Below are 19,663 nucleotides of genomic sequence, written 5' to 3' on the forward strand. Positions count from 1 at the left end.
ATGAGAAAGAAAATCATCATTGGATCTATTTTAATTATTATGATTGGACTATTTATTGGATTTAATATTGCGAAAAACCAAGCAAAGCCTGCTTCTACAGCAGCGATTAAAACAGTCAAACTCACGCCGAAAGAAATCACATCTACGGTGATGACACCCGGGACACTTTCGTTCTCTGAAGAGCAGTTCATCTATGAAGAAGAGGAGAAGGGGAAATTGAAGGGAATTGCTGTGAAAGAAGGGGAAAAGGTAAAGGCTGGAACGCCGCTTCTTACATATGAAAACAAGGAACTGGAGCTTGAGGAGCAGCAGCAAGCACTAGCCGCTGAGTCAAGTACATTAAAACTGGAACAATTGCAAAAAAGGCTGAGTGAATTAGATGAGAAAAAAGCAGGCGGATCTGACGCTAATGCCAAAAGCGAGCGAGATCAGCTTCAATTAGAACTGAAAGCGGCTGAATTAGAACAAAAGCAAGCAGAGATCAGCCAAGAAAAAGTAAAGGCGCAAATAGAAGATTTAACCGTACATAGTAAAATTGATGGAACAGTGATTTCCATTGAGCAAGAGGCCGGAGCAGGGGGGCCGGAAGATAGGCAGCCGATCATCCATATTGGTCATGAGAAAAAAATGATCGTGCGGGGTTTGATCTCAGAGTATGATGCCATCAAAATCAAAAAGAAACAAAAAGTGAAGGTAACGTCTGATGTCATTCGCGGGAAGAGCTGGCAAGGAGTCGTGAAAAAAGTGGGCGCTGTTCCTGTCCAGACTGCAGCCGAAACAACTTCGAGCGATCAAACGGTTCAATATCCTGTTGAAGTTGAAATAAAGGGAAAGAAACCTGAGGCGAAGCCTGGTTTTAAAATGATCATGGAAATTGAAACAGATAAGCGCCAAGCGCAAACGATTCCTGAAACAGCAGTAAAAAAAGAGACTGATGGACAATACGTTTATGTTGTTCGAAAAAATGTACTGAAAAAAGTAAAAGTGGTCATAGGGGAAACGACAGGTCATGATCTTGAAGTGACAAAAGGTGTCAAGGCAGAGGATCAAATCATTGCTCATCCAACAGATGATATGTATGACGGAATGGAAGTGAATGCTGAATGATTCAGCTTTCCAACGTAACAAAAAGCTATGAGGTCGCACACGAAACATTTGATGTATTAAGTGACATGAATCTTGTCATTGAGAAAGGCGAGTATATGTCCATTATGGGCCCGTCCGGCTCTGGAAAGTCAACATTAATGAATATTATTGGCTGTTTAGACCGTCCGACGACAGGACACTATCATTTTCAAGGTACAGAGCTGTCAGCAGCAAAGGATCAAGAGCTTGCGGTCATTCGAAATCAATCCATTGGATTTGTTTTTCAGCAATTTCACCTCCTGCCAAGGTTAAATGCGAGGCGCAATGTTGAACTGCCAATGATTTACGCTGGGATCAGCCAAAAGGAAAGAAAAGAACGTGCAGAATCGGCACTTGAAAAGGTTGGTTTGACCGATCGAATGAAACATATGCCAAGTGAGTTGTCAGGAGGACAAAAGCAAAGGGTGGCAATTGCACGAGCGATTGTCAATAAGCCTCAGCTTATTTTAGCAGATGAACCGACTGGTGCGCTCGACTCAAAAACAAGCATGTCAATTATGGAACAGTTTACACAGCTGAATGAGGAAGGGACAACGATTGTGCTTGTCACCCATGAAGAAGAAATAGCTGCGTATACAAACCGTACGGTCGTTGTGAGAGATGGACGGCTTGTTGAAGATAGATGGATACAAGGGGACGCTATGAATGAAACTCTTTGAAAATATCAAAATAGCACTGAATTCGGTTTTAGCTCATAAATTACGTTCTATTTTAACGATGCTTGGGATTATTATTGGTGTTGGATCAGTCATTGCAGTCGTGGCGATTGGTCAAGGCGGTGAGCAAATGTTAAAAGGATCGATTTCAGGTCCAAACAATACCATTGATATGACATATACGCCTTCTGACGAAGAGTTAAATGCAAATCCAAATGCCTTATTCGAAGCCTCATTTACTGAGGAAGACATAAAAAGCATTAGGACAATCAATGGGGTAAAGCAGGTCGCCTCCTCGACTGCACAAGGAATGCAGCTGAGATTTCAAGATACGACAGTTGATGCGACAGTTAACGGCATAAATGAGGGGTATACGAATGTACATTCATTACAAATCGCAGAAGGACAGAATTTAAGAGATATTGACTTTAGAAGCGGCAGAAGAGCTGCCCTCATCTCGGATGGCTTACTAAAAGAGCTATTCAATGGACAAAAGGCATTAGGTGAACTGATTTGGATGAACGGACAGCCAGTTGAAGTCATTGGTGTGTTAGCAAAACAGAAAGGGATGTTTTCATTTGATATGAACGAAATATATGTCCCTTTTGCAATGCTCACCTCCACATTTGGTATGAATGAATATGATAAGTTGTCTATTCAAGTAGCACATGCTGATCAAATGAAGGAAGTAGGAAAGAGCGCGGCTGCCCTATTAAATGAAAATCATCATACAGAAGATGCTTACGAAATGATCAATATGGAAGAAATCGCAGAAGGTATCGGGCAAATAACGTCCGTCATGACAACGATCATTGGCTCAATAGCTGGTATCTCTTTACTTGTCGGCGGCATCGGTGTGATGAATATTATGCTCGTTTCTGTGACAGAGAGGACGAGAGAAATCGGTATTCGAAAGGCGATGGGCGCAACAAGGGCTCAAATTCTCGTTCAGTTTTTAATTGAGTCTGTTGTTTTAACGCTTATCGGCGGGTTGATGGGGATTGCACTTGGCTTAGGCGGTGCTTCGTTAGTATCACTATTTGCCGGCTGGCCGTCTCTTGTATCTTGGCAAGTAGTATGTGGAGGCGTACTGTTTAGTATGCTCATTGGTATTGTTTTTGGGTTAATTCCAGCGAATAAAGCAGCGAGACTAGACCCTATTGAATCGCTCAGGTATGAATAATTCAGAGAAGTAAAAAGCATACAAACGGTTTACATTCGCCTTCATTACCCATCAAAAGCTTTTATGCAAATCGCATAAAAGCTTTTTTTAGTTCCATTGAATGAAATAAAAAATGATAGAAATGCTAATATCATGACTTTCATCTTATTGTCACATATTTTTCAGTTTACAAATGGTACATATAAAGGTAAGATGACCATGGTGAAAGATTTTGATAGTTATTGAATGTATTTGATTGTTTTGTATTGATAATGTTGAAAAAAGCGATTACAATAAAGGTGCGCGCAAAATGAATACGTTTTCAAAAGGGGTGTTCTCATGTTAACACCGGAAAGACATCAACTCATTATCGACAGCTTAGAAGAAAATGATGTCATTAAAATACAGGACTTAACGATGATGACGGATGCGTCTGAATCTACAATTAGAAGAGATTTATCAGCCCTTGAAGAAAAAGGATTTCTTAAAAGGGTTCATGGAGGAGCAGCCAAGATTTCGAGTATTCGCCTTGAACCAGATGTATTTGAGAAATCTGCCAAAAACCTTCAAGAAAAGTCATTGGTAGCAGAGGCAGCGGCATCTCTTTTAAAACAGGGCGACTGTATTTATTTAGATGCTGGTACAACCACACAGCAAATGATTGAATATATCGATCCAGATCAAGATATTGTCGTGGTGACAAACGGTGTGATGCACATTGAAGCACTCATGAGAAAAGGCATTACCTTTTACTTGATAGGCGGCTCAGTGAAACATCGAACAGGAGCCATGGTGGGAGCCGCAGCTTTGACAGCGATGGAAAATTATCGTTTTGACAAAAGCTTTGTTGGGACAAACGGCATTCATCCCGAGGCGGGTTTTACAACACCTGATCCAGAGGAAGCACTCATGAAAAAAAGAGCCATGAAACAGGCGAAAAAAACCTATATCTTATCAGATGCCTCAAAGTTTGGCGAAATATCGTTTTCAACCTTTGCTAGTTTACAGGAAGCCACCATTATCACAAACGACGCAAAAGAAGATTCATTCGATAATTACCATGAAAAAACGGTTATAAAGGTAGTGAAAACATGATTTATACAGTTACTTTAAACCCATCAGTTGATTACATCGTACACGTGGAGGATTTTGCAGTCGGCGGTTTAAATCGTTCAACCTATGATCAAAAATATCCAGGTGGTAAAGGAATCAATGTCTCAAGGCTATTAAAACGTCACGGTGTTGAATCGAAAGCACTTGGATTCATTGGTGGATTTACAGGCAAATATATTCAAGATTTTTTACAGAATGAACAATTACAAACAGCCTTTCATGAGGTGTCAGAAGATACAAGAATCAATGTGAAACTAAAAACAGGTGAAGAGACAGAAATCAACGGACTCGGCCCATCTATTACTGAAGCGCAATTTGAGTCGTTTCTATCTCAATTTTCTTCATTGATTGAAGGAGATGTCGTTGTTTTAGCTGGCAGCATTCCTTCATCATTACCTCATAACACATATGAGCGTATTGCTGAAGTTTGCCGAGAGCAAGATGTAAGAGTTGTTCTTGATATTTCTGGCGAAGCGTTAAAAAAAGCAGCAGACATGAAACCGTTCTTAATGAAGCCAAATCATCATGAACTGGGTGAAATGTTTGAGACGAGTATTTCATCAGCAGCAGAAGCCATTCCTTATGGGAAAAAGCTGTTAGAACAAGGTGCTGAACATGTCGTCGTCTCCATGGCTGGTGATGGCGCCCTCTTATTCAGTAAAGAAGGAATCTATCAGTCCAATGTTCCAAATGGAACGCTCGTTAATTCAGTTGGAGCAGGGGATTCAGTCGTTGCAGGTTTTTTAGCCGGCGTTTCAAAAGGCCTTTCAATTGAAGAGTCATTTAAGCTTGGTGTCACTTCAGGAAGCGCTACAGCATTTTCTGAGGAGCTTGGCACAAAAGAGCTTGTCGACACACTATTACCACAAGTAAAAGTCACACGCATTTAAAGGAGGAGTCATCATGAAAATTACAGAACTACTCACGAAGCATACCATTAAGCTTCAATTAGACAGCCAGCAGAAAGAAGCAGTCATTGAAGAGCTAGTCACTGTTTTAGATACAGCAGGCAAGTTAAATGATAAAGAGGGCTACAAAGAAGCTGTGATCAATCGCGAAAAACAGAGCTCTACTGGTATTGGTGAAGGAATTGCCATCCCGCATGCTAAAACAGCAAGTGTAAAAGAGCCTGCCATTGCATTTGGCCGCTCAACTGCTGGCGTTGATTATGAATCACTAGACGCGCAGCCGAGTCATCTTGTCTTTATGATTGCCGCAACTGAAGGCGCAAACAACACGCACTTAGAGGCACTTTCTCGTTTATCCACACTTCTTATGCGTGAAGAAATTCGAAAGCAGCTCCTTGAAGCGGCGACTGAAGATGAAATCATTGAGATCATCAATACACATGATCAAGATGATGAAGAAGAAGAGGAAGTTCAAGAGCAGCCGGCAGCAGAAGGAAAACCTGCTAAAATTTTAGCAGTAACAGCTTGCCCGACAGGCATTGCCCATACATTTATGGCAGCAGATGCTTTGAAAGAAAAAGCAAAAGAAATGGGCGTTGACATTAAAGTTGAAACAAACGGCTCTGGCGGTATTAAACATGCCCTTACAGCAAAAGAAATTGAAGAAGCACCAGCCATCATTGTGGCAGCGGACAAGCAAGTAGAAATGGAACGCTTTAAAGGCAAGCATGTCATTGAAGTCCCTGTAACAGCTGGTATTCGCCGTCCACAGGAATTAATTGAAAAAGCAATCAATCAAGATGCGCCGATTTATAAAGGTTCAGGCGGCAGTTCTTCTAAAGACGAAAATGAATCATCTGGCAAAGGAAGAAGCGGATTTTACAAGCACTTAATGAGTGGTGTAAGTAACATGCTTCCATTTGTTGTCGGAGGCGGTATCCTTGTTGCGATTTCATTCTTCTGGGGCATTAACTCAGCAGATCCTAAGGACCCTTCATTTAATTCATTTGCAGCTGTCTTAAAAGGAATTGGCGGCGATAATGCACTTGCCTTAATCGTTGCGGTATTAGCTGGATTTATTGCCATGAGTATTGCAGATCGTCCAGGTTTTGCGCCAGGTATGGTCGGTGGTTTTATGGCGTCAGCAGCAGGTGCAGGGTTCTTAGGCGGATTGATTGCTGGTTTCCTAGCAGGTTACATTGTTGTGCTGCTCAAAAAAGTATTTACATTCGTACCGCAGACACTCGACGGGATTAAACCGGTTCTGCTGTATCCATTGTTCGGTATTTTCTTCACAGGCATTATCATGCATTATATTGTCAACACACCAGTGAAAATGGTGATGGACGGATTAACACATTGGCTTGAATCATTAGGTACGGGAAACCTTGTCTTAATGGGTATTATTTTAGCTGGTATGATGGCAATTGATATGGGAGGCCCAATTAACAAAGCGGCTTACACATTTGGTCTTGCGATGATTGCTGCTGGCAACTATGCACCGCATGCTGCAATTATGGCAGGCGGAATGGTACCACCACTAGGTATTGCACTTGCAACAACGATCTTTAGAAATAAGTTTTCAAAACGTGACCGTGAAGCAGGGATTACATGTTACTTCATGGGAGCTGCCTTCATCACGGAAGGAGCAATCCCATTTGCGGCGGCAGATCCTCTTCGTGTGATTCCTTCAGCTGTTATTGGTGCAGCAGTTGCTGGCGGATTAACGGAATTCTTCAGAGTGACGCTTCCTGCACCGCATGGCGGACTATTTGTTTTCTGGGTAACAAATCATCCAGTTCTTTATATCATCAGCATCTTAATCGGTGCCGTTGTGACAGCGATTTTACTGGGTATTTTGAAAAAACCAGTTAGGCAAGAAGCGTAATGCAGATGAGAAGCATCGTGTAAAACGGTGCTTCTTTTTGTTTAATTATCAGTGAATTAGGAAAAAATATCTAATTAGATGGTTGTCTTGTGAATTTTTAATTGACATATGATAAAGTAAAGTTATTCAATTCACGTTTCAAGTCTTTTAGCAGAAAGTCTTAGGAGGAAGCAGTATTTTGAACGAAGAAAACAAACAAAACGAAAATGACATTCAATCTGATGCGAAGCAAGCCAAAACAGAGAAGAAAAGTTCACTGTTTGAATGGATCAAAGCCATTTTAATCGCACTTGCGCTCGTCTTGCTCATCCGTACGTTTATATTTGAACCGTATGTGGTGGAAGGAGAGTCAATGGAACCGACCCTTCATGACGGGGAAAAGCTGTTTGTCAACAAAACCATTAATTATCTCGGTGGTGTGAAACGCGGTGACATTGTGATTATTAATGGAAAAGATGGTCAGAAGATTCATTATGTCAAACGATTGATCGGCCTTCCAGGTGATACGATTGAAATGAAGGATGATACGCTTTACATTAATGGTAAAAAAGTAGATGAGCCTTATTTAAAAGAGAACAAGGCGCATGCGAAAGAGTATGAAGTGCATTTAACTGGAGATTTTGGTCCAGTGAAAGTACCGAAAAACGATTACTTTGTAATGGGGGACAACAGACTCAATTCCATGGACAGCCGAAATGGACTTGGCCTCATTGAAAAGGATCGGGTTGTCGGGACATCAGAATTTGTTTTCTTCCCATTTGGCGATATTCGACAGACAAAATAAAAGCACCTTCTCATGGGCAAGAGAAAGGTACTTGAACGAGCGACCCTTACAGAAGGGTCGTTTTTAATTTGGTGTGAGCACCGTAACAATGATTACAATCGCAAGAACAGAAGCGAACACAGATCCGGTAATGGCTAAAACGGATCGAAACAATCCGATCTTTTGGTTTTCTTTTCCCCGCTTTTGTAAAAAGCGTTTGGAAAAGATGTGGACCAGTGTGTAAATGAGGACAAGCCCAATATAAAGCCCAAAGTCCCTCGCATTAAAGCCTGTTGCAGATAAATAAATGCCCATAAAGAAAATCAATAAACAGTATTCCAACAGTGTGAGTAATCTCAAATCGCCCGAACTCCTTCAATCAATCATTCCCGTTTATTATATCATAATAGACAAAAAGCCTTCGTTCTTAGCGAGAGACGTTTCTATCAAACGTTATTCATGTTATACTTCATAATGATGAATGAGTGATGGAGGATTAATAAATGATTGCAGTAAATAATGTTAGTTTGCGCTTTGCTGATCGTAAACTATTTGAAGAAGTAAATATTAAATTCACTCCTGGCAACTGTTACGGATTAATTGGTGCCAATGGAGCTGGTAAATCAACGTTCCTAAAAATTCTTTCTGGAGAAATTGAGCCTCAAACGGGCGATGTTCATATGAGTCCTGGCGAGCGTTTAGCGATTTTAAAACAGAACCACTTTGAATACGAAGAGTTTGAAGTGCTGAAAGTCGTCATCATGGGTCACAAACGTCTATATGATGTGATGCAGGAGAAAGATGCGATCTATATGAAACCTGATTTCTCAGATGAAGACGGGATTCGTGCAGCGGAGCTTGAAGGTGAATTTGCCGAATTAAACGGCTGGGAAGCTGAAAGTGAAGCAGCAATCCTATTAAAGGGTCTTGGCATTCCAGAAAGCCTTCAATCGAAGAAAATGTCTGAGCTTGGCGGTTCTGAAAAGGTAAAAGTACTTTTAGCTCAAGCTTTATTTGGCAAGCCTGACGTTCTTCTTCTCGATGAGCCGACGAACCACTTGGACTTACAAGCAATCCAGTGGCTCGAAGAGTTCCTCATTAACTTTGAAAATACCGTCATCGTCGTTTCGCATGATCGTCACTTCTTAAATAAAGTATGTACACATATTGCGGACCTTGATTTCGGAAAAATCCAAGTATACGTCGGTAACTATGATTTTTGGTATGAGTCCAGCCAGTTAGCGCTGAAACTAAGCCAAGAAGCGAATAAGAAAAAAGAAGAACAAATTAAGCAGCTTCAAGAATTCGTTGCCCGGTTTAGTGCGAACGCTTCTAAATCGAAGCAAGCGACATCAAGAAAGAAATTGCTTGATAAAATCTCTTTAGATGACATTAAGCCGTCTTCACGTAAATATCCGTATGTTCATTTTGCGCCAGAGCGTGAAATCGGAAATGATGTCCTTCAAGTAGAAGGTCTATCAAAAACAATTGACGGTGTAAAAGTACTGGATAATGTCAGCTTTATTATGAACCGCGAAGATAAAATTGCGTTCTTAAGCCGTAATGAGCTTGCTGTGTCCACATTATTTAAAATCCTTGCTGGTGAAATGGAGCCAGACAGCGGATCATTTAAATGGGGCGTCACAACGTCACAAGCCTTTTTCCCGAAAGATAATAGTGAATACTTTGAAGGAAACGATGTTGATCTCGTTGATTGGCTCCGTCAATATTCTCCGAATGATCAAAGCGAAAGCTTCCTGCGTGGTTTCTTGGGACGTATGCTTTTCTCTGGGGAAGAAGTGAAGAAAAAAGCAAGTGTCTTATCAGGAGGAGAAAAGGTTCGTTGTATGTTATCAAAAATGATGCTGTCTGGAGCGAATATTTTGCTGCTGGATGAGCCAACGAACCACTTAGACCTAGAATCCATTACAGCGCTGAATAACGGTCTCATGAGCTTTAAAGGAGCCATGCTCTTCTCATCTCATGACCATCAGTTTGTTGAAACAGTCGCAAACCGGATTATCGAAGTGACGCCAAATGGCATCGTCGATAAACAAACAACATATGATGAGTTTTTATCGGATCAAGACATCCAAAAAAGACTTGAAGAGCTTTACGCATAACACAAAAAAGACATCCAAATGTGGATGTCTTTTTTTGATTAAATCGCCCAGTTTCCATTTCGAAAGATCGGTTCGCGTTTCCCGTCTTTTGTGATTCCGTCAATATTCATTTCCTTTGAACCAATCATAAAATCAACGTGTGTAATACTGCTGTTCACACCCGCAGCATCCAATTCCTCTCGTTTCATTTCTTTTCCGCCTTCGATATTAAACGCATATCCGCTGCCGATGGCAAGGTGATTTGATGCATTTTCATCGTAAAGTGTATTGTAATAAAGAATATTTGAGTTAGAAATTGGTGAATCATCTGGTACGAGGGCAACCTCACCTAGATAATGAGAGCCTTCATCTGTTTCAACGAGAGATTTTAAAATATCTTCGCCTTCTTTTGCTTTCACATCCACAATCCGGCCATTTTCAAAGGTTAATGAAAACTCATCAATGATGTTTCCAGCATAGCTGAGCGGCTTTGTGCTTGAGACTGTCCCGTTTACACCGTCTTTTTTCGGTACGGTAAAGACTTCTTCTGTCGGCATGTTGGCCATGAACGAGACTCCGCGTTCACTTACGCTGCCAGCACCTACCCAAATATGCTGCTCTGGAAGCTCGATCGTTAAGTCTGTGCCCGGTGCTTCATAATGAAGCTTGTGGTAGTGGCGTTCATTGAGTATATTGACCTTTTCATTTAATGACGCATCGTGCTTTTTCCAAGCCTCAACTGGATCTGTTTGATCAGCGCGTGCGACTTTAAAGATTTGATCCCACAATAACGTGACAGCTTCTTCATCTGTATGATCAGGGAAAATCTTTTTCGCCCATTCTTTTGATGCAGCACCTACGACTGTCCAAGCGACTTTGTCAGATTGAACGTATTGACGATATGTATGTAGTGCTGAACCAGCAGCTTTTTGCTGTGCAGCGATTTTTTTCGAATCAATGCCTCGCAAAAGGTCAGGGCTTTCTGACAGGATGGTAATAAAAGCGCCTCCGCGTTTTGCGATGGTTTCCATCATCTGTGCTTCCCATTCAGGGAATTGCTCAAATACATCCTGTGGCGCATGTTCATACTTTAAACGGGTGAGAACACCATCACTCCAGCGGATATGTACGTTTTTCGCCCCGCGCTCATACGCGTGTTTCGCTACAAGACGAACAAGATGTGCAGATTCAGTAAATGCCGATACAACGACTTCCTGCCCCTTTTGTACATTCACACCGACTTCAACGATGGTCTTCGCATATTGATCTAGTTGTTTTTCAAATGAACTCATAAAAAACCCTCCTTTAGTCATGTTCATCATATCAGATTTATGACCGAAAAGGAAAATGGGGAGCCCGTTTAAAGCTAAAATAAAAAAGCCGCTTTTGTGCGGCTTTTTTAGCGGTTCAGTTGTTTCACAGGCTGTGCATTAGAAGGCGGCATATGTGAAAACGACAGGCTCATTCCTCCTAAAATAATACCCGTTAAAATGACTGTGACAACGACCCGTTTACCTAAATCAAGCAACATGTTCTTCCTCCTTCACGTTTATCCATTTCTCACGATATGATCGAAATGACAAAAAAAGAAGTAGAACAAGAAGATTATTTTAAAGTTTTTTGCAATTTGTCGATCACTTCTAATGAACGACCTGTTCCAATTGCAACAGATTCAAGGGGATTGGCTGCAATATGGACTGGAACCACAATCTCTTGAGAAAGCCATTCTTGTATTCCATTTAAAAGAGCGCCTCCGCCAGTTAAAATGACGCCGCGGTCTACAATATCTCCGCTTAGCTCTGGAGGGCTGTCCTCTAGTGTGGCACGGATCGCTTCTAAAATATGAAGAAGTGATTCTCGCATGGCGCCTTGAATTTCATGAGAGACAAGTGTGATCGTTTTTGGCAGACCTGTCACAAGGTCGCGACCGCGCACTTCTAATGATTCAGGCTCATGTTCAATGAGACCATACCCAATTTCCATTTTCACCTGCTCGGCAGTCCGTTCGCCGATTAATAGGTTGTATTTCTTTCTGACAAACGTAATGATATCTTCATCCAGCTGATCGCCGCCAATTCGAATCGAATGACAAGAGACAACGCCGCCAAATGAAATGATCGCAACTTCTGTTGTTCCGCCGCCAATATCGACTACGACGTTTGCAACAGGCTCGTCTACCGGAAGATCAGCACCGATTGCAGCTGCAACAGGTTCTTCAATTAAATGCACATGTTTTGCTCCGCAGTTTTTCACAGCATCGCTGATGGCGCGGCGCTCAACAGCTGTTGAACCAGAAGGTGTACATACAACGACAGTTGGCTTTCTGAAGGTAAACCCGATATTTTTTCCTGCTTTTTTCATGATTTGTTTAAGTAAATCTGTTGTCATATCATAATCAGCGATGACACCGTCTTTCATCGGACGGATCGCAACAATTTTTCCAGGTGTTTTCCCGATCATTTCTTTTGCTTCTGATCCGACGGCAAGTACAGTCTTTGTTTCTGTATCGACTGCTACGACGGAAGGTTCATTTAAAATAATTCCCTTATTTTTACTATAAACCAATATGTTAGCTGTTCCTAAATCAATTCCAATTTCGGCATTTTGAAACATGTTTTCACCCAATCTCTATTTTTGCTGTTTAAAACAATTTTACATTTAAAAGTTCAGAGGGTTGATGTCATTTGTGGGGGTTTGTGATCACCTTGAAATGAATCTGTAAAATTCAAGTATCATTTTGACAATCACAATAAATTTTCTCTTTGTTTTTTCTTTTATGAAAAAAATTTTTATAGAGGAGAAACCTTTTAAGAATCTCTTACGTCTACGATATATCAATTGGTGAAAAACAGATTGATCTTGAGCTAATGAAAGAAAGAGGGAACGAAATTGAAATCTATCGGAGTCGTAAGAAAAGTAGACGAACTAGGGCGTATTGTGATGCCAATCGAATTGAGAAGAGCACTTGATATCGCTATTAAAGACAGTATGGAATTTTTTATAGATGGAGATAAAATCGTCTTGAAAAAATATCAGCCAGAGGGCGTTTGTCTCATGACTGGTGAGATTACATCAGAGAACCATGAATATGGAAATGGTCAAATTACATTAAGCGCTGAAGGCGCAGAACTGCTGTTAAAAGAGCTGCAAGAAGCTCTTCAGAAGTAATCAAATAGCCTGCTCTCTTCCTTTGTGCTGAGAACAGGCTATTTTTTCTTTAAAAAAGTTCCTTAAAAATGCCCCTTCTCCCTCAAAAAATAAGTGGAAAATGGTACAATTAACAAAGAATCTCAGGGCGGCAGGTGGAATCATTTGAACAAAACATATCAAGTGCGGATCGTGTTATCTGTTCTTGCATTTATCTTAATCATAAGCTGGGATTTCTTTTATTATGTAGGCGGCTATCAAATTAATTGGCCGCTCGATCTAGCCTTTACAGTCGTTGTGTTAGCAGGGATCTGGGTTGTCTCAGGATATGTAGACCGCTTGAATTTACTTGTGTCAGATCTAAATAAGAGAGAAAAAGAAGCACACGAACTGACAGAGCGGCTGAATCGAATTACAGATAACTTGCAAGAAATTGTCTTTGAAACAGATGAAAAAGGGCACATCATCTTCTTAAATCAAGCATGGAAACAAATGACCGGCTATGACATAGATGAATGTCTAGGTACGATGTACAACCAGTACTTTGATCAAGAAGAAAGAGTTATTCAGCATTTGTCATCTGTCATCAAAGAGCATAAAGATTCAGGGCGGATCGAGCTGCAGCTTCTTCATAAAGAGGGGAAGAAAGTATGGGGAGACGTTCATTATAAGCTCTACTTTGATGAGCATCATCAGTTTACTGGTGGTATTGGAACAGTTGCAGATATTACAAAACAAAAGCTGGCAAAGCTTGAACTTGAAAGATCAAATCAACAAGTGCAAATGCAGGCACAAAAGTTAGCCGTTGCAGGACAAATAGCCGCTGGAATCGCCCATGAAGTCAGAAATCCGCTGACCTCAGTAAACGGCTTTTTGCAGCTGATGAAAACGCAATATCCTGAAAGAACCGATTATTTTGACATTATCTTTTCCGAAATTAAACGGATTGATTTTGTTTTAAGTGAGCTGCTTGTACTGGCAAAGCCGCAGTCGGTCCAGTTTCAAGAAGTTCAGCTTCATGCACTGTTAGAGCAGGTCATTACATTGCTAAAAACCAATGCAGTCCTTTCGAATATTGATCTCAAACAGCCATTTAAAAAGCAGGATGCCGGCGCTATATTAGCAGACGCTAACCAAATGAAGCAGCTGTTCATTAATTTAATCAAAAATGCCATTGAGGCTATGCCTGAAGGCGGCAGTATATACATATCAACAGAAAAAGTGATGAACGAATGGAAAATTACCATTCAAGATGAAGGAAAAGGGATGTCTGAAGAGGATATTCAGAAAATATATGATCCTTTCTTCTCCACAAAAACAGAAGGGACGGGACTTGGCCTCACCATCTGTGCAGCAATTTTAAAAGATCATCACGGTAGGATGGATGTGGTCAGTGAGCTGGGAAAAGGTACAGCTTTTCATATCTATTTACCTGTGTGGCAAAAATGCAGACAGCAGCAAGGCGAGAGGACGTGATTTCATGAAGGCGAAAGCTTTATTTGTATATGGGACGCTTCTGCAGCATGAAGAGCACCACGAGACCTATATGAAAGAAAGCAGGCCATTAGCTAAATCAGCTTGGATCAGTGGCAGAATCTATGATACAGGTCAAGGATACCCTGCGTGCGTTCCAGAAGAGAAAAGCACAGTATATGGAGAATTGTACGAGGTAACCGCAAGCACGCTGAATAAGATAGATTTACTTGAGGAAGGGTATGACAAGCAGGTGGTCGATGTCATGACAGACCAAGGGCCGGTGGCGGCTGTTACATACACTTTACCAAAGCAGAAGGCATCATCGCTGGAGGAGATCGAGAGCGGCTGCTGGAAGGAATATAGACTGTGGCAGCAGCAGCCGGCATCCTTCTATTATTTTGCCTATGGCTCCTGTATGGATGATGCAAGATTTAAACTGGCGGAAGTTGATCATTATTTTAAACAAATCATCGGCGGCGGTGCTCTGAACGGCTTTACAACTAGATTTACATTGGTAAGGCCTGATGGATCAAGAGCCGATATGGTAGAAGACGGCGGAGAAACAGAGGGCGTTTTATATGAGGTTCCTTTTGATGCCATTCGATATTTGTACAAACGAGAAGGCGTCTATGAGGGCACATATCGTCCAGCTTTTGTCGATGTCAAAATAGGTGATCAAATATATGAAGACTGTTTAACCTTTCTAGTTCTTCAAAAGAGCGATGAAATTGCTCCGCCAGGTCATTACCGCAGTGAAATTGAAAAAGGAGCAGATCTTTACTTAAGTAAAGCGTTCCGCAAAAAAATTCGCTCGCATATGGATTCGTTAATCAAACCGTAGTAAAATGCATGGTAAGTGAGATAAAAGGAGTCTGAACATGAAAAAGGAATATGCAGTCATTGGTCTTGGACGCTTTGGCGGAAGTATTTGCAAGGCGCTGAGCGAAGAAGGACTTGAAGTCATGGCCATGGATATGAATGAAGATCGAGTGAACGAATACGCGAAAATTGCCTCACATGCGGTGATTGGTGATTCGACGGATGAATCTGTTTTAAAAAATCTCGGTATCCGTAATTTTGATCATGTCATCGTTGCGATTGGTGAAAACATTCAGGCCAGTATTTTAACGACGATCATGCTGAAAGAGCTTGGCGTCAAAATGGTCACCGTAAAGGCGCAAAATGACTATCACGAAAAGGTACTAAATAAAATTGGGGCTGATCGCATCGTTCATCCAGAGCGGGACATGGGCAGACGAATTGCACATAAAATCATCTCCAATAACGTATTAGATTATCTTGAGCTGTCAGATGAGTACAGCCTCATCGAAATCGTTGCCAACAGCAGGCTTGCAGGGCATTCTCTTTTAGATCTCGATATTAGAGCGAGATATGGCATTAATATTGTGGCGATTAAGCGTGGGAAAGAAGTGATTGTTTCGCCGCTCGCAGATGAAATGATTCAAAAAGAAGATATTCTAATTGTCATCGGGGCAGTAGCTGATATCGGACGCTTTGAAAAACGAGAAATGCAGAACGATTATTAAACACTCCTGGGCGGGGTGTTTTTTTATATGATTGTGTACATATGGGGTGGACAATGAAGAGGGAAGAAGACATTTAAAAGGGCTGTTTTGTTCTGCATAAACAGCTAAAGTCAATCATCATATTTTTCGTGCAATTATCACTATTCAGAAATAAAAATCAGTCTTTTTATCTGGATGAATTTCTCTAAATGTCATTGACTGGGCAAACAGATTCGTTTACGATAAGAAACATTATATTGTTTACTTGGAGGAGGCAGTGTCGTTGGATAAGGAGCTTTTCAGACATCAAATTGAGGTAGCTGCAAAGAGAAAAAAAGCAGCCCTAGTGATTAAACATGCGAAGGTTATGGACGTGTTTAACCAGGAATGGCTAGACACTGATGTCGCTGTTGAAAATGGACAAATAGTAGGGATTGGAGAGTACGAGGGAGAACAGGAGCTGGATGCAGCAGGTCAAATGCTTGTACCCGGTTTTATTGATGGCCACGTTCATATCGAGTCCTCTATGGTTACCCCTGCTGAATTCTCCAAAGCTGTCGTCCCGCACGGTGTGACAACTGTCGTAACAGACCCGCATGAAATTGCCAATGTGTCAGGGATCACAGGCATCCGTTTTATGCTGGAAGAAGCGAGAAAAGCTGCCTTAAATATTTATTTCATGCTGCCATCCTGCGTACCGGCAGTTAGTTTTGAGCGATCAGGTGCTGTTTTAAAAGCGAAAGATTTAAAGCCTTTGTATCAAGAGAAGGAGGTTCTTGGTCTTGCCGAGGTGATGGATTACGTCGGTGTGGAGCAGGCAGAAGAAGATATGCTTCAAAAACTGCTTGATGCTCAAAATGAGAATAAATTGATTGATGGCCATTTAGCAGGCTTAACGGACCGATTAATAAATGTGTACCGCACAGCTAGTGTCCAAACAGATCACGAGGTGACAACAGCCGGCGAAGCCCTTGAACGTGTAAAACGAGGCATGTATGTCATGCTGAGAGAAGGCTCTGTTGCCAAAAACGTGAAAAACGTTTTACCAGCTGTGAATGAAAAGAATGCGAGACGCTTTTTCTTTTGTACCGATGATAAACATTTAGATGATTTAATGGCTGAAGGAAGTATTGATGAACAAGTACGTATGTCTATAAAAGAAGGATTAGACCCATTTTTAGCGTATCAAATGGGAAGTTTAAACGCAGCAGAGTGTTTTGGCCTCAAAACAAAGGGAGCCATTGCGCCAGGCTTTGATGCTGATTTTATGCTTGTCTCTGATCTTCATCAAGTAGACATCACCAGCGTATTTATTGCGGGAGAATTGGTGGCGCAGCATGGAGAGTACAAGCAAGGTGTCGAAAAAATTGCACCAAGTCCAGCCTTATTACAATCTGTTCATGCTATAGACGTTCAAGAGCAGGATCTGTCTCTGCCTATCACAGCTCATCAAAAAATGAATGTCATCCGCATTATTCCGAATCAGCTAGAAACAAAATTAGAACAAATCTCTCCTTCAGAAACGAACGGACAATTCACTAGTGATACAGAAAGAGATGTATTAAAAATGGTGCTTGTCGAACGCCATCAAGGCTTATCTGAAATGGGGATAGGGATTGTCAGCGGCTTTGGATTAGAAAAGGGCGCAATTGCAACAACGGTTGCGCATGATTCTCACAATTTAATTGCGGTTGGCACAAATGATGCTGATATCGTGAAAGCCATTGACGCATTAAAAGAAGCAGGGGGCGGTTTGACGGTTGTCAAAGAGGGCCAGTCTCTTCATACGCTGCCATTACCGATCTCTGGTTTACTTTCAGATCAGCCGGCACATCTTGTAAATGAAAGCCTTCATGCACTCCATGAAGCGTTGAAAGAAACAGGCTTTACTTTAGATTTTAATCCATTTTTGACGCTGTCCTTCTTGGCACTCCCAGTCATTCCTGATGTGAAAATGACGACAAAGGGTTTGTTTGATGTCAGAAGCTTTCAGCATCTCCCAATTCAATCATAAAAAGAGAGAAACCGCATATGTATATATGCGCTTTTTTCAATGAATGGTGAAAAAAAGAGACACAAGCCGCTTGGCTGTGTCTCTTTTTGTGATTACACTTCCATAATAATCGGTAAGATCATTGGACGGCGTCTTGTTTTTTCATAAAGGAAAGGTGCAAGGGTGTCAGTAATTTCGTTCTTAATTTCAGACCACTGAGTTGTCTTACGTTCCATTACTTTTTCAAGATGCTTTGAAATTAGATCCTGTGCATCGTTGATCAGGTCTCCAGATTCTCTCATGTAGACAAAACCTCTTGAGATCAAATCAGGACCAGCAGAGATTTTGAATTCTTTCATGTCCATGCTGACGACTACAATGACAAGACCCTCTTCAGAAAGAATGCGGCGGTCTCTTAAGACGATGTTTCCGATATCGCCAATACCACTTCCGTCGATATACACGTTGCCTGATGGAATTTTGCCAGCGACACTTGCTTCGTCGCCTTTCAGTGCAAGAACTTCACCGTTATCCATGATAAAGCAGTTTTCCTCAGGGATGCCGCAATCATTCGCAAGCTTGATATGCGTTTTTTGCATGCGGTATTCACCGTGAATCGGCATAAAGAATTTTGGTTTAATTAAACGGAGCATCAGTTTTTGTTCTTCTTGTCCGCCGTGACCAGATGTATGAATATTATTAAGCGAGCCATGAATGACCTCAGCGCCGGCACGATAAAGCTGGTTAATGGTGCGGCTTACGCTAATATTGTTACCTGGAATCGGTGAAGATGAGAAGACAACAGTGTCTCCAGGGTTAATGGAAATCTGGCGGTGAGTACCGTTCGCAATACGAGAAAGAGCTGCCATCGGTTCACCCTGGCTCCCAGTACAAAGAATGGTTACTTTGTTTGCTGGAAGGCGGTTGATTTCATTATGTTCAATAAACGTGTTTTTTGGACATTTAATATAGCCAAGATCTTGTCCAATATCAATAGCAGACTCCATACTGCGTCCAAATACAGCGACTTTTCTGCCGTTGGCAACAGCAGACTCAATCACTTGCTGAAGTCTGTGAATGTTTGAAGCAAACGTGGCAAAAATGATACGTCCATCGACTTTTCTAAAGATGTCATCAATGCTTTCACCTACGCGTCTTTCAGACATCGTAAATTCTGGGATCTCACTGTTTGTACTATCAGATAAAAGACAAAGAACGCCTTCTTTTCCGATTTCAGCCATTTTGGTTAAATTGGCAGGCTCGCCAACAGGAGTAAAGTCAAACTTGAAATCACCTGTATGTACGATGTTACCAGGAGGTGTCTTGACGACAATTCCATAAGAATCTGGAATACTGTGTGTCGTTCTAAAGAAAGACACAGCTGTTTTTCTAAATTTAATGGTATCTTCTTCTTCAAAAATGTGAAGTTTTGTTTGTCTCAAGAGACCATGCTCTTCCAATTTATTACGAAGTAGGCCGATTGCGAGTTTGCCGCCGTAAACTGGAATATTCACTTGCTTGAGAAGGTAAGGGATACCGCCAATGTGGTCTTCATGTCCGTGAGTGATGAAAAGACCTTTGATTTTATCTTCGTTTTTAACTAAGTACGTATAGTCAGGGATGACGTAGTCAATTCCAAGAAGCTCATCCTCAGGAAACTTAATACCTGCATCAATTAAAATGATTTCATCTTGAAATTGAACGCCATACGTGTTTTTACCGATCTCGCCTAAACCGCCGAGCGCAAAAACCGCCGCCTGATCGTTTTTAACAAATTTCATTC

Annotated in this window: 18 protein-coding genes; 13 read left to right on the plus strand and 5 right to left on the minus strand. The window is 41.4% G+C overall.

The genetic code is table 11. The features are described 5' to 3' along the window. The 7 genes from BAE31_RS03600 to lepB all read left to right on the plus strand — a co-directional run bounded on the left by BAE31_RS03600 (position 1) and on the right by lepB (position 7,657). Positions 1-1,107, plus strand: a complete 1,107-nt coding sequence (locus BAE31_RS03600; protein ID WP_041108827.1) for an efflux RND transporter periplasmic adaptor subunit — start codon at positions 1-3, stop codon at positions 1,105-1,107. Then, positions 1,104-1,805 (plus strand): ABC transporter ATP-binding protein, encoded by a 702-nt coding sequence (locus BAE31_RS03605; protein WP_041108829.1) that lies wholly within the window; start codon positions 1,104-1,106, stop codon positions 1,803-1,805. The genes BAE31_RS03600 and BAE31_RS03605 overlap by 4 nt, the downstream gene beginning before the upstream one ends. Continuing rightward, positions 1,792-2,985, plus strand: a complete 1,194-nt coding sequence (locus BAE31_RS03610) for an ABC transporter permease (protein ID WP_076839476.1) — start codon at positions 1,792-1,794, stop codon at positions 2,983-2,985. Before BAE31_RS03605 ends, BAE31_RS03610 begins: the two co-directional genes overlap by 14 nt. Before the next feature lie 318 nt (positions 2,986-3,303). Continuing rightward, positions 3,304-4,059 carry a DeoR/GlpR family DNA-binding transcription regulator gene (locus BAE31_RS03615; protein WP_039178192.1) on the plus strand — a complete coding sequence of 252 codons (756 nt, stop codon included), beginning with the start codon at positions 3,304-3,306 and terminating at the stop codon, positions 4,057-4,059. Next, positions 4,056-4,967: a 1-phosphofructokinase gene (pfkB, locus tag BAE31_RS03620; protein WP_076839478.1), complete on the plus strand. Its 912-nt coding sequence runs from the start codon at positions 4,056-4,058 to the stop codon at positions 4,965-4,967. Before BAE31_RS03615 ends, pfkB begins: the two co-directional genes overlap by 4 nt. A gap of 13 nt (positions 4,968-4,980) precedes the next feature. Next, entirely contained in the window at positions 4,981-6,873 is a 1,893-nt protein-coding gene (locus BAE31_RS03625; protein WP_076839480.1) for a PTS fructose transporter subunit IIABC, read from the plus strand. Between the two features lie 211 nt (positions 6,874-7,084). Beyond that, positions 7,085-7,657, plus strand: a complete 573-nt coding sequence (gene lepB / locus BAE31_RS03630; protein WP_029706712.1) for a signal peptidase I — start codon at positions 7,085-7,087, stop codon at positions 7,655-7,657. Positions 7,658-7,720: 63 nt separating this feature from the next. Here lepB and BAE31_RS03635 read toward each other — a convergent pair whose 3' ends face one another. Further along, positions 7,721-7,996: a hypothetical protein gene (locus BAE31_RS03635; protein WP_041108837.1), complete on the minus strand. Its 276-nt coding sequence runs from the start codon at positions 7,994-7,996 to the stop codon at positions 7,721-7,723. A gap of 143 nt (positions 7,997-8,139) precedes the next feature. Here BAE31_RS03635 and BAE31_RS03640 point away from each other — a divergent pair, with 143 nt between their 5' ends. Next, complete coding sequence (locus BAE31_RS03640; protein WP_024426884.1) at positions 8,140-9,759, plus strand: ABC-F family ATP-binding cassette domain-containing protein; 1,620 nt, start codon at positions 8,140-8,142, stop codon at positions 9,757-9,759. Between the two features lie 38 nt (positions 9,760-9,797). Here the strand turns inward: BAE31_RS03640 and BAE31_RS03645 are convergent, their stop codons facing one another. From BAE31_RS03645 to mreBH, 3 genes are all read right to left on the minus strand, one after another. Next, positions 9,798-11,030: an aminopeptidase gene (locus BAE31_RS03645; protein WP_076839482.1), complete on the minus strand. Its 1,233-nt coding sequence runs from the start codon at positions 11,028-11,030 to the stop codon at positions 9,798-9,800. Between the two features lie 107 nt (positions 11,031-11,137). Continuing rightward, entirely contained in the window at positions 11,138-11,269 is a 132-nt protein-coding gene (locus tag BAE31_RS19570) for a protein YkpC (RefSeq protein WP_003210922.1), read from the minus strand. A 74-nt stretch (positions 11,270-11,343) separates the two neighbouring features. Beyond that, positions 11,344-12,351 carry a rod-share determining protein MreBH gene (gene mreBH / locus BAE31_RS03650; protein ID WP_024424745.1) on the minus strand — a complete coding sequence of 336 codons (1,008 nt, stop codon included), beginning with the start codon at positions 12,349-12,351 and terminating at the stop codon, positions 11,344-11,346. Positions 12,352-12,627: 276 nt separating this feature from the next. On the opposite strand from mreBH, the gene BAE31_RS03655 reads away from it, so the two are divergent. The 5 genes from BAE31_RS03655 to ade all read left to right on the plus strand — a co-directional run bounded on the left by BAE31_RS03655 (position 12,628) and on the right by ade (position 17,901). Continuing rightward, positions 12,628-12,906 (plus strand): AbrB/MazE/SpoVT family DNA-binding domain-containing protein, encoded by a 279-nt coding sequence (locus tag BAE31_RS03655; protein ID WP_024424746.1) that lies wholly within the window; start codon positions 12,628-12,630, stop codon positions 12,904-12,906. A gap of 144 nt (positions 12,907-13,050) precedes the next feature. Next, a complete protein-coding gene (locus tag BAE31_RS03660) occupies positions 13,051-14,361 on the plus strand; it encodes an ATP-binding protein (protein ID WP_076839484.1) in 1,311 nt (436 codons plus the stop codon). 4 nt (positions 14,362-14,365) lie between these two features. Beyond that, complete coding sequence (locus tag BAE31_RS03665; RefSeq protein WP_076839486.1) at positions 14,366-15,202, plus strand: gamma-glutamylcyclotransferase family protein; 837 nt, start codon at positions 14,366-14,368, stop codon at positions 15,200-15,202. A gap of 37 nt (positions 15,203-15,239) precedes the next feature. After that, entirely contained in the window at positions 15,240-15,908 is a 669-nt protein-coding gene (locus BAE31_RS03670; protein WP_008345123.1) for a potassium channel family protein, read from the plus strand. A gap of 262 nt (positions 15,909-16,170) precedes the next feature. Beyond that, a complete protein-coding gene (gene ade, locus BAE31_RS03675; RefSeq protein WP_076839488.1) occupies positions 16,171-17,901 on the plus strand; it encodes an adenine deaminase in 1,731 nt (576 codons plus the stop codon). A 92-nt stretch (positions 17,902-17,993) separates the two neighbouring features. On the opposite strand, the gene rnjA is transcribed toward ade, so the two are convergent. Further along, on the minus strand, positions 17,994-19,661 hold the full coding sequence (rnjA, locus tag BAE31_RS03680; protein WP_012009818.1) for a ribonuclease J1: 1,668 nt from the start codon (positions 19,659-19,661) through the stop codon (positions 17,994-17,996). Positions 19,662-19,663: the final 2 nt, after the last annotated feature.

Source organism: Bacillus sp. I-2 (assembly GCF_001974945.1).
GTDB lineage: Bacteria > Bacillota > Bacilli > Bacillales > Bacillaceae > Bacillus > Bacillus safensis.